General features: G+C 66.4%; 11 protein-coding genes. 6 read left to right on the forward strand and 5 right to left on the reverse strand.

Annotation, left to right across the window (positions count from 1 at the left end; genetic code table 11):
* Nucleotides 1–551 (reverse strand): PE family protein (locus B4U45_RS29900; RefSeq protein ID WP_219859445.1); only part of this gene is annotated, 551 nt, incomplete at its 3' end.
* A gap of 337 nt (nt 552–888) precedes the next feature.
* Between B4U45_RS29900 and B4U45_RS15775 the strand changes: the two genes are divergently transcribed.
* Nucleotides 889–1,728, forward strand: a complete 840-nt coding sequence (locus tag B4U45_RS15775) for an amidohydrolase family protein (RefSeq protein WP_075545612.1) — start codon at nt 889–891, stop codon at nt 1,726–1,728.
* Nucleotides 1,725–3,272 carry an acetolactate synthase large subunit gene (locus B4U45_RS15780; protein ID WP_075545613.1) on the forward strand — a complete coding sequence of 516 codons (1,548 nt, stop codon included), beginning with the start codon at nt 1,725–1,727 and terminating at the stop codon, nt 3,270–3,272. The genes B4U45_RS15775 and B4U45_RS15780 overlap by 4 nt, the downstream gene beginning before the upstream one ends.
* 27 nt (nt 3,273–3,299) lie before the next feature.
* On the opposite strand, the gene B4U45_RS15785 is transcribed toward B4U45_RS15780, so the two are convergent.
* The 4 genes from B4U45_RS15785 to B4U45_RS15800 all read right to left on the reverse strand — a co-directional run bounded on the left by B4U45_RS15785 (nt 3,300) and on the right by B4U45_RS15800 (nt 7,919).
* Complete coding sequence (locus tag B4U45_RS15785; RefSeq protein WP_075545614.1) at nt 3,300–4,010, reverse strand: hypothetical protein; 711 nt, start codon at nt 4,008–4,010, stop codon at nt 3,300–3,302.
* 35 nt (nt 4,011–4,045) lie between these two features.
* Nucleotides 4,046–5,551 carry a long-chain-fatty-acid--CoA ligase FadD17 gene (gene fadD17 / locus B4U45_RS15790; protein ID WP_075545615.1) on the reverse strand — a complete coding sequence of 502 codons (1,506 nt, stop codon included), beginning with the start codon at nt 5,549–5,551 and terminating at the stop codon, nt 4,046–4,048.
* Between the two features lie 72 nt (nt 5,552–5,623).
* Nucleotides 5,624–6,721, reverse strand: coding sequence for an acyl-CoA dehydrogenase family protein (locus B4U45_RS15795; protein WP_075545616.1), 1,098 nt, complete (start codon nt 6,719–6,721; stop codon nt 5,624–5,626).
* A gap of 16 nt (nt 6,722–6,737) precedes the next feature.
* Nucleotides 6,738–7,919 (reverse strand): acyl-CoA dehydrogenase, encoded by a 1,182-nt coding sequence (locus B4U45_RS15800; RefSeq protein ID WP_075545617.1) that lies wholly within the window; start codon nt 7,917–7,919, stop codon nt 6,738–6,740.
* A gap of 235 nt (nt 7,920–8,154) precedes the next feature.
* Between B4U45_RS15800 and B4U45_RS15805 the strand changes: the two genes are divergently transcribed.
* The 4 genes from B4U45_RS15805 to B4U45_RS15820 all read left to right on the forward strand — a co-directional run bounded on the left by B4U45_RS15805 (nt 8,155) and on the right by B4U45_RS15820 (nt 11,188).
* A complete protein-coding gene (locus tag B4U45_RS15805; protein WP_036395462.1) occupies nt 8,155–8,346 on the forward strand; it encodes a ferredoxin in 192 nt (63 codons plus the stop codon).
* 53 nt (nt 8,347–8,399) lie between these two features.
* The gene (locus tag B4U45_RS15810) at nt 8,400–9,305 is read left to right on the forward strand and encodes a 3-oxoacyl-ACP reductase (RefSeq protein WP_371687267.1); all 906 of its coding nucleotides are present in this window, start codon (nt 8,400–8,402) and stop codon (nt 9,303–9,305) included.
* A gap of 241 nt (nt 9,306–9,546) precedes the next feature.
* The gene (locus B4U45_RS15815; RefSeq protein ID WP_063470958.1) at nt 9,547–10,311 is read left to right on the forward strand and encodes an MlaE family ABC transporter permease; all 765 of its coding nucleotides are present in this window, start codon (nt 9,547–9,549) and stop codon (nt 10,309–10,311) included.
* A gap of 34 nt (nt 10,312–10,345) precedes the next feature.
* Complete coding sequence (locus B4U45_RS15820; RefSeq protein WP_075545619.1) at nt 10,346–11,188, forward strand: MlaE family ABC transporter permease; 843 nt, start codon at nt 10,346–10,348, stop codon at nt 11,186–11,188.
* Nucleotides 11,189–11,197: the final 9 nt, after the last annotated feature.

An 11,197-nucleotide genomic window follows, 5' to 3' on the forward strand; every position in this document is an offset into this window, starting at 1 on the left:
CCGCCCCCGCCGTTGGCGCCCATCCCGCAGGCGCCCCCCGTGCCGCCGTTGCCCCACAGCCCCGCCGACCCGCCGGCGCCACCGGCCTGCCCGGGTGCTCCGGCTGCACCGTTGCCGCCGCTGCCGAACAAGATGCCGCCGTCCCCGCCGGCGCCGCCGGGAACCGTCGCATCGGCGCCGTTACCGATCAGCGGCCGACCCAGCAACAGCTGGGTCGGCGCGTTCACGAGGTTGAGCACATCCTGCTCGAGGGTCTGCAACGGTGACGCGTTGGCAGCTTCCGCGAGGGCGTAAGCCCCCGCACCCGAATTCAAGGCCTGTAAGAAACGGGCGTGAAACGCCGCCGCCTCCGCGCTGATCGCCTGATATTCCCGGCCGTACGCGCCAAATAGTTCCGCAATGCGTGCCGACACCTCATCGGTGGCAGCGGCTAGCACGTGCGTCGTCGAGGTCGCCGCGGCTGCATTGGCCGCACCAAGGGTTGAACCGAGGTTGGTCAGATCCTCGGCTGCTGCGGCGACGATGTCGGGGGAGACGAGCACGTATGACATGGCGGAGGCTCCAACCGGTTGACGAAAAGTCGGCAACTACCGCCCCCCGCGGCGTCGCTAGGTCGGCATTTTATCTACCGCGCGTCTAATATGTCCGCGGTTTCTCGTCTATTGGTATGATTACGATGGCCTCTAGCGGAGTAACGGTTTTTGTCGTATAAGCAGTCCGGTGTCACACCCTTGAAACCCGGGGAAATAGTGACGGTCAGAATCTGTCGCCAGGATCGATGGTTCGCGCGGCCGGATCGAAGCCCGATAACGGCCTGACCGCATCGGCGCGGCGGACGGGCCGCCGCCGCTCGAAAACATCGGCGGGGCGTCTACAGTTCGAAGCGCGATGACGATCGATGTGTGGATGCAGCACCCGACCCAGCGGTTCCTGCGCAGCGACATGTTGGCCTCGCTTCGGCGCTGGACCGGTGGGTCCATGCCCGATACCGAAATCCCGATCGCGACCACCCTCACGGCGATGGACGCCGCCGACGTCGACCTCGGCCTGCTCAGCGCGTGGCGCGGTCCCAACGGTCACGACCTGATCTCCAACGACGAGGTCGCCGCATGGGTCGCCGCGCACCCGGGCAGGTTTGCCGGTCTGGCCACGGCCGACCTGGACCGTCCGATGGCGGCGGTTCGGGAACTGCGGCGCAGAGTCCGCGACGACGGTTTCGTCGGCCTGCGAGTGGTGCCCTGGCTGTGGAACGCGCCGCCCACCGACCGTCGCTACTACCCGCTGTTCGCCGAGTGCGTGGAGCTGGCCGTGCCGTTCTGCACCCAGGTCGGTCACACCGGCCCGCTGCGGGCATCGGAAACCGGACGCCCGATTCCCTACATCGATCAGGTGGCGCTGGACTTTCCTGAGCTGGTGATCGTGTGTGGGCATGTCGGATATCCGTGGACCGAGGAGATGGTCGCGGTGGCCCGCAAGCACGAAAACGTCTACATCGACACCTCCGCCTACACCATCAAGCGGCTGCCGCACGAGCTGGTGAGCTTCATGAAAACCGGTACCGGACAACGCAAAGTCCTGTTCGGCACCAACTATCCGATGATCACCCACCCGCATGCCCTGGCGGGCCTGGACGAACTCGATCTCAACGACGACGCCCGACGAGACTTCCTGCACCACAACGCCGAACGCGTCTTCACAGGGCTGGCCCGAGGAAAGGTGGAACCATGAACGGCGCCCAGGCTCTGATCAACACCTTGGTCGACGGCGGAGTCGACGTGTGCTTCGCCAACCCCGGCACCTCGGAGATGCACTTCGTGGCGGCATTGGACGACGTTCCGCAAATGCGCGGTGTGCTAACCCTTTTCGAGGGTGTGGCCACCGGTGCGGCCGATGGCTACGCCCGCATCGCCGACCGGCCGGCGGCGGTGCTGCTGCACCTGGGGCCCGGGCTGGGCAACGGTTTAGCCAACTTGCACAACGCGCGCCGCGCCCGGGTGCCGATGGTGGTCGTCGTCGGTGACCATGCGACCTATCACAAAAAGTACGACGCCCCTTTGGAATCCGACATCGATGCGCTGGCAGGCAGCGTGTCGGGATGGGTGCGCCGGACGCAGGCCGCCGCCGACGTCGGAACCGATACCGCCGACGCGGTCGCCGCGAGCCGGTTGGGTCCGCGGATCTCGACGCTGATTCTGCCCGCCGATGCCTCCTGGTCGGAGGGTGCCGCGCCGGCTGCCCCGGTTGTGGAGCGGCCGGCGCAGACCGGTCAGGATCTGGTGTCGGTGGCCAACGTGTTGCGCTCCGGAGAGCCCGTGATGTTGCTGATCGGCGGGGACGCCACCCGCGGCCCGGGGTTGGCCGCGGCCGCGCGGATCGCCGAGGCCACCGGGGCGCGCTGGCTGTGCGAGACGTTTCCGACCCGGCTCGAGCGCGGCGCCGGCGTGCCCGCCGTGGAGCGCCTCGCCTATTTCGCCGAAGCCGCGACGGCACAGCTGGACGGGGCCAAGCATTTGGTGCTGGCCGGCGCCAAATCGCCGGTTTCGTTTTTTGCCTACCCGGGCATGGCCAGCGATCTGGTGCCGGCGGGATGTGCGGTGCAGCTGCTCGCCGAGCCCAGGGGAGCAGCGGACGCTCTGGTCGCGCTGGCCGACGAGTTGGCACCGGGCACCCGCGCGCCGGTGGCGGCCGCGTCGCGTCCGCAACTTCCGACGGGTCCGCTGACGTCGGCGTCGGCGGCCGACGTGATCGGGGCGCTGATGCCCGATCGGGCGATCATCGTCGACGAATCCAACACTTCGGGTCCGATGCTGCCACAAGCCACCGCCGGGGCGCCGGCACATGACTGGCTGACGCTGACCGGCGGGGCGATCGGCTACGGCATCCCGGCGGCGGTCGGTGCCGCAGTCGCCGCTCCCGATCGTCCGGTGCTGTGCCTGCAATCCGACGGGTCGGCGATGTACACGATTTCGGGGTTGTGGACCCAGGCGCGGGAAAACCTCGACGTCACCACCGTCATCTACAACAACGGCGCCTATGACATCCTGCGGATCGAGTTGCAGCGTGTCGGCGCCGGATCCGCGCCGGGCCCCAAGGCGCTGAACCTTCTCGACATCTCGCCCCCCAGAATGGATTTCGTCAAGATCGCCGAGGGCATGGGTGTGCCGGCGCGGCGGGTCACGACCTGTGAGGAGTTCGCCGACGCCCTGCGCGCCGCCATCGCCGAACCCGGACCGCACCTGATCGACGCGCTGGTGCCGTCACTGTTGGGATAACCCCGGATAACACCGGCACGGGGCTCGTCACTGACCCGTCAGCTCGCCAAAATGGTTGACGAGCCAATCCGTTATCCGGTTGAGCCCATCCACGCCGGTCTCGAACTTCGCTGCCTGGGCAGCCAACGCCACGCCCGCATACCCGGATTCGGCGGGGAAGAAGCCGAATTGCCGAACCAGATAGTCACCGTCGCTCCCAGGCCCCCAACCGCCTTTTGCGGCAACACCTTTAGCGGCCAGCCCCCAGCGATGCTCGCTGCAGAGCTGGCGCATCAAGCCGGTGACACCGACGGCGCCGGCAAGGCCTGGCAGGTGCGCCGCGAACTGTGCTTGGCTGTCCAGCGGCCACCGCGTTTGCCCGAATGCCGTGAAACCCGGCCGAAGCCGCCGAGATTCGACCACGGTGCCCGCGTCGCCAGCCTCTCGGAGCACGGTTTGCACCTGCCTTGCAGCGTCGGCGGGATGTCCCAGTTGCGACCACAGCAACTCCGCGGCGTCATTATCCGATTCGGTGATCGCCTTGACCGCAGGGTCTTTCGCACGGCTACGATCATGACGCAGCGCAGCGATCACCAACGGAACTTTGATCGTTGACCAAGCAACGCCGGTCGACCATGGGCCCAACGTACACGCCGCGGTTCGACTCGGTACGGCGACGGCAAGGCCGATGATCGCCGGCACCGTGGCCGAAAGTTCCTCGAAGCTCTGCTGCAGAGCCGGGTTCCGCTCGTTAGTCATGGCCACCTTGCGTGTAGCACGCCCACCAAACCGACCTATCGCCGTATCGACCACACCGGATCACCGCAGTCGACACCCTCGGCCGACAACTGGCGCTTGAGCACCTTGAACGTCGGCGTCTTTGGCAAACCGGTACCCACCCGCACGTAGGACGGCCACTGCTTGGGCCCGAGGTCGGGCTGTTCGGCCAGAAAAGCCCGGAACGAGTCGACATCGAAGTCGACGCCGGACGCCATCACCACCGCCGCCATCACCTGGTCACCGACCACCGGATCGGGCACCGGATATACCGCTACCTCGACGACTCCGGGGTAGCGCAGCAGCACCCGTTCGATCGGCGCCGTGCCGAGATTCTCTCCGTCGACTCGCATCCAATCACCCAGCCGCCCAGCGAAATAGGCATAGCCGGCTTCGTCGCGGTAGGCCAGGTCGCCACTGTGGTAGACGCCGCCGGCCATGCGCTCGGCGGAGGCGGCGTCGTCGTTGTAGTAGCCCTCGAAGCGACCAGGCCCGGCGATGTTGACCAACTCGCCGACGACGCCCAGTGGGCACTGTTCGCCGGTCTCGGGGTCGACGATCTGAATACCATCCGGCAGCGGCCCCAGCGCACCGGCCGGGGTGTCCGGTGTGCGGCTGATCGCCACGCCGCCCTCGGTCGAACCGAACCCGTCGATGACCACACAGCCGAATCGGCGCGCGAAACGCTCGACGTCGCCGGGTACCCCTTCGTTGCCGTACACCGCCCGCAGTGGGTTGTCGGCGTCGTCGGTCTGCTCGGGTGTGGCAAGCACATACGACAACGGTTTGCCGACATAGTTGGCGTAGGTCGCGCCGTAGCGGCGCACGTCCGCCATGAATCCGGAGGCAGAAAACTTACGGCGCAACGCCATTGACCCTTGGCATGCCAGCGCGACCGCCCAGCCGACCAGGACGGCGTTGGAATGGAACAACGGCATCGACACGTAGCAGACGTCGTCGCGGCCCAGGCCGAAGCGCTGGGTCATGGTCACCCCGGCGATCGCCACCTTGCTGTGACTGCACTTCACCGCCTTCGGCTCACCGCTGGTGCCCGAGGTGTAGATCAGCATGAAAGTGTCTGCGGGTGAGGCGGATTGAAAACACACGCCGGCATCCTGTTGGGCGGCGACCTCAGCGGCCCACTCGGCGGAATCCACGTTGACATGCTCGACATCGCCCAGCGGTGCAACAGATTCCAAGTCGGCGAGCACGAGCTGACAGTCGGCGTGCCGGATGTCGCGGGCCAGTGCCGCGCCGCGGCGCACCGGATTGAGGCCCACCGGAACGATGCCCGACATCCCGGCCGCCACCAACATCGCCGAGAAGAACGGGGTGTTCTGCAGCAGCACCCCGACGTGCGGTGGACGCCCGGGGTCCAGACGTTCGCGCAGCGCTGCCGCGATGGCGGCGCCGTGCCGTAGGTGATCACGCCAACTGGTGAACGAGTCCTCGAAATAAATTCCACGGTCGGCGATTTCGGTCAACGGCAGCAGCAGCTGGGTGACGGTCGGATCAGTGCTCAATGCGTCGGATTCCTCGTCTCGAGCGTGACGCCGCAGTCACGTTCGCATCCCACCGTGACGCTACAGTCACGACTAAGCGGGAGTCTCTGCCAGCTCATGCCCGATCTGGCGCAGCTGCCTGGTGGCACCGCCCAGGGCGAACTCGGTCTCCTTGGCCGCCAAAAAGTATCGATGCACCGGGTGATCGGTGTCGACGCCGACACCGCCATGCACGTGCACGATCGTGTGTGCCACCCGGTGCCCGGCATCGGCGGCCCAGAACGCGGCCGAGGCCACGTCGAGCTCGGCCGGCAGATCTTCGGCGACCTTCCAGGCCGCCTGCGTCAGAGTCAGCCGCAACCCCTTGACGTCGATGTAACCGTCGGCCAGGCGTTGCCCCACCGCCTGGAAGCTGCCAATCGGACGGTCGAATTGCTCTCGGGTACGGGCGTATTCGGCCGTCATCTGCAATCCGCGCTCCAAGACGCCGAGCTGGAATGCGCTGCGGCCCAGAGCATATATCGTGCGCAGCCAGGCTACTGCGGCACTGCCGCCAACTCGGCGCGAGCCGTCCACCGCAACCCCATCCAGGTCCAGATGTCCGATGCTGCCCAGGCCGGTGGTGTGCAGAGCCGTCACTGTCACCCCCGGGTCATCGGCGGTGACAAGGAAAACCTCGGTGCCGGAATCGATTTCGGCGGGAACCAGGAAGGCGTCCGCGACCGGGCCGTAGCCCACCTGGGTGCGCGTGCCGGTGAGCCGATAGCCCTCGGCGGCGCCGACGGCCTGCACCGGGCCCTCGCCCATCTCACCGTCGAGTCCGACGGTCAAGATCTTCGACCCGCTGACCGCCGGCGCCCCCCAGCCCTGCTGCAGATCCTCGGAGCCGAACCGGGCCAGCGCACCGGCGGCCAGCACCACCGACTCGAGATAGGGCACCGCGGCCAGCTGGTGACCCAGCGCGACCAGTATCGCAACCTGTTCGAGCATCCCGAATCCGTCGCCGCCCAGAGCCGACGGGGCAGCGCTGGTCAGGATGTCGGCGCCGGCCAGCTTGCCCCACAGCTCGCGGTCGAACCGTTGCTCCAGCGCGTCCAGCTGCCGCTGATGCTGTGGGGTGCATACCGCGTCGACGATGGTGTCCACCAGACCGCCGAGGTCGGTCGCGGCTTCGGTTGTCGAGAAATCCATTGCTGCTTCAGTCCTTTCAGCGGCTTGCCCGGGGCAGGCCCAAGGCCACCATGCCGATGATGTCTCGCTGCACTTCGTTGGTACCGCCACCGAAGGTCAGAATTAGGCACGCCCGGTGCATCCGTTCCACCCGTCCGCGCAGCAGGGCGCCGGGCGAATCCTGGCGCAGCGTCGCCGCGGTACCGAGCACCTCCATCAGCAGCCGGTAGGCCTCGGTGGCCAGCTCGGTCCCGAACACCTTGGCGGCCGACGCGTCGGCCGGGGACAGCGCCTCGCTCGCAGACGAAGCGAGCTCCCAGTTGATCAGCTTGAGCACCTCGGCCTTGGCATGCACCCGGGCCAGGTTGAGCTGCACCCATTCCGAGTCGATGAGCCGCGCTCCGCTGGAATCCTTGGTGTGCTGCGCCCATTCGCGAACCTCGCGCAGGCACAGGAAGATCGGAGCCGGCGATACCAGCGCGACCCGCTCGTGGTTGAGCTGGTTGGTCACCAGCTTCCAGCCGCCATTTTCCTCGCCGACCCGGTTGGTCACCGGCACCCGCACGTCGGTGTAGTAGGTGGCGCTGGTGTCCGGGCCGGCCATGGTGTGCACCGGCGTCCAGGAGAAACCGTCGGCGGTTGTCGGCACGATCAGCACCGAGATGCCCCGGTGCTTTTTGGCCTCCTGATTGGTGCGCACCGCCAGCCAGACGTAGTCGGCGTACTGGATCAGGCTGGTCCACATCTTCTGCCCGTTGATCACGTAGTCATCGCCGTCGCGGACGGCGGTGGTGCGCAGGTTCGCCAGGTCGGTGCCGGCGCCCGGCTCGGAGTAGCCGATCGAGAAATGCAGGTCCCCCGCGGCAATGCGCGGCAGGAAGAACTTCTTCTGCTCGTCGGTGCCGTAGGCCATGATGGTCGGCGCGACGCTGTTGATCGTCAGAAACGGCACCGGCGCGCCGGCCAGCGCCGCCTCGTCGGTGAAGATCAGCGAGTCCATGGGGGAGCGGTCCTGGCCGCCGTACTCCTTGGGCCAATTCAAGGTGAGCCAGCCGTCCTTGCCCATCTGCGCGACCGTCTCCCGGTACACATTGCCAACGCCGATTTCGCCCCCGATCGAGCTCAGCGCTTCGCGCCGCTCCGGCGTCATCAAGGTGGTGAAGTACGACCGCAGTTCGCGGCGCAGCTCTTCCTGCTCAGGTGTGTAACTGATGCGCATTCCTGCCGCCTCCGGTCAAACGTCGTGCACACAATGCCGTCACCGGCCGCCTGAACGGCCGCTTAAACAAGCGCCTGAACGGGCGCCTAAACGGGCGCGAACGGCTACCCATCCGTTCTCCCGGTTGTAACACGTTCTAGTCTGGGAATCCAGCGACCGTTTCGTCAGAGGCGCCACAGCCCTATGGTGGTGCTACGGAGTGATCAGGTAAAGCGCCAGCTTCAGGGAGGATGCCGTGCGGGTAAAGGTGGACCGTGACCGGTGCGAAGGTAACGCAGTGTGCTTGGGAATTGCACCGGATATCTTCGACCTGGACGACGAGGACTATGCCGTCGTGAAGCTCGATCCCATTCCACCGGACCGAGAGGCCCTGGCCGAGCAGGCGATCGCCGAATGTCCGCGGGCCGCCCTGCTTCGCGAGGACTAGGCCCCACAACAACCCGAACTACCCGAACTACCCGAACTAGAGGTATTCATAAATTGACTAGGGCCAACGATCTGTCCGGGAAGGTCGCGGTGGTCACCGGCGCGGCCGCGGGACTGGGCCGCGCCGAGGCGGTGGGGCTGGCCAGGCTCGGCGCTGTCGTCGTCGTCAACGACATCGGCGCCGCCCTGGACAACTCGGACGTCATCGAGGAGGTCAACGCAACCGGCGCCAAAGCGGTCGCGGTCGCCGGCGACATCAGCCAGCGCGCGACCGCCGACGAACTGGTCGCGACCGCCGACGGGCTGGGCGGGCTGGACATCGTGGTCAACAACGCCGGCATCACCCGCGACCGAATGCTGTTCAACATGTCCGACGAGGACTGGGACCAGGTCATCGCGGTACACCTGCGCGGCCATTTCCTGCTCACCCGTAACGCGGCCACCTACTGGCGCGCGAAAGCCAAAGACACCCCGGACGGCTCGGTGTACGCCCGGCTGGTCAACACCTCCTCGGAGGCGGGACTGGTCGGTCCCGCGGGGCAGGCCAACTACGGCGCGGCCAAGGCGGGCATCACCGCGCTCACCCTGTCCGCGGCGCGGGCGCTGGGCCGCTACGGCGTACGCGCCAACGCAATCTGCCCACGGGCCCGCACCGCGATGACCGCGGAGGTCTTCGGCGAGCCCGAAGTCGCCGAAGGTGAGATCGACCCGTTGTCACCGGAGCACGTGGTCAGCCTGGTCCAGTTTCTGGCATCGCCGGCGGCCGCGGAGGTCAACGGGCAATTGTTCATCGTTTACGGCCCGCAGGTGACACTGGTGGCCGCGCCGACGGCGGAGCGGCGCTTCAGCGTGGACGGCCCGGCGTGGGAGCCCGCGCAGCTGAGTGAGGCACTGCGGGACTACTTTGCTGGCCGGGCTCCGGACCGGAACTTTTCGGCCACCGGTCTAATGGCACAGTAGGGGCCCGACAACGACCGAGGGCTCATCGGGCCCCGCTTCGACAGTTAGAACCTGTGTCAGAATGACCGCACCAGAAAGGGTTTAACCAGCCAAATTAACGCAGGTTACGCAAAGTACCGTTCATTGACACGGCGAAGTCGTTCTGGGTTAATATGAGCCGGCTCGCCAGGAGCCGCATCTGGCCCCTGCTCGGGCTCAGGGGACGCATCGGCTTCGCCGCCTAGCAGACGGGGGAACCAAGTTGATTCAACAGCTTGCGGTTCCGGCCCGGGCCGTCGGCGGGTTCTTCGAGATGTCGATCGATACCGCCCGTGCTGCCTTCCGGCGTCCGTTTCAGTTCCGCGAGTTCCTCGATCAGACCTGGATGGTTGCCCGGGTATCACTGGTCCCCACCCTGCTGGTCTCCATCCCGTTCACGGTCCTGGTGGCCTTCACCCTCAACATCCTGCTGCGGGAGATCGGTGCGGCCGACCTCTCCGGCGCCGGAACGGCATTCGGCACCATCACCCAGCTGGGCCCGGTAGTGACCGTGCTGGTGGTGGCCGGTGCCGGCGCCACCGCAATCTGCGCCGACCTGGGCGCCCGCACCATCCGCGAAGAGATCGACGCGATGCGGGTACTGGGCATTGACCCGATCCAACGCCTGGTCGTGCCAAGGGTTTTGGCGTCGACGCTGGTCGCGTTGCTGCTCAACGGATTGGTGTGTGCCATCGGTTTGTCCGGTGGCTATGTGTTCTCCGTCTTCCTGCAGGGGGTCAACCCCGGTGCCTTCATCAACGGGCTGACCGTGCTGACCGGCCTGCGGGAGTTGATCTTGGCCGAAGTCAAAGCGCTGCTGTTCGGCGTGATGGCCGGGCTGGTCGGCTGTTACCGTGGCCTGACCGTCAAGGGCGGGCCCAAGGGCGTTGGCAACGCGGTCAACGAAACCGTCGTCTACGCGTTCATCTGCCTGTTCGTGATCAACGTGGTGATGACGGCCATCGGCGTACGAATCTCGGCGAAGTAACACATGAAGGAAAGCAAGCGATGGTGATGAAGCGATGAGCTATGACGTCACTATCCGCTTCCGCCGATTCATGTCCCGGCTGCAGGAGCCGGTGGACAGTTTCGGCGAGCAGGCGCTGTTCTATGGCGAAACCGTGCGCTACATCCCCAACGCCATCACGCGATACCGCAAAGAGACCATCCGGCTGGTCGCGGAGATGACCCTTGGTGCGGGCGCGCTGGTCATGATCGGCGGCACCGTCGGCGTGGCGGCCTTCCTGACCCTGGCCTCTGGTGGCGTCATCGCGGTACAGGGCTACTCGTCGCTGGGCAACATCGGGATCGAAGCGCTCACCGGATTTCTCTCGGCGTTTTTGAACGTGCGCGTCGTCGCACCGGTGATCGCCGGCATCGCCCTGGCGGCCACCATCGGCGCCGGTGCCACCGCCCAGTTGGGCGCCATGCGGGTGTCGGAGGAGATCGACGCTGTCGAATGCATGGCGGTCCACTCGGTCTCCTACCTGGTGTCGACCCGGTTGATCGCCGGCCTGGTCGCTATCGTTCCGCTGTATTCGCTGTCGGTGCTGGCCGCGTTCTTCGCCGCCCGCTTCACCACCGTGTTCATCAACGGGCAGTCCAAAGGCCTTTACGACCACTACTTCAACACCTTCCTGATCCCCTCCGACCTACTGTGGTCGTTTTTGCAGGCGATCGTGATGTCGATCGCGGTGATGCTGGTGCATACCTATTACGGCTACAACGCCAGCGGCGGGTCGGTCGGCGTCGGAATCGCCGTCGGTCAGGCGGTGCGGACATCGCTGATCGTGGTGGTGGTCATCACGCTGTTCATCTCGCTCGCCGTGTACGGTGCGTCCGGCAACTTCAACCTCTCCGGATAAGGACTCGGC

Origin of the sequence: Mycobacterium persicum, from assembly GCF_002086915.1 — a bacterium.
Taxonomy (GTDB): domain Bacteria; phylum Actinomycetota; class Actinomycetes; order Mycobacteriales; family Mycobacteriaceae; genus Mycobacterium; species Mycobacterium persicum.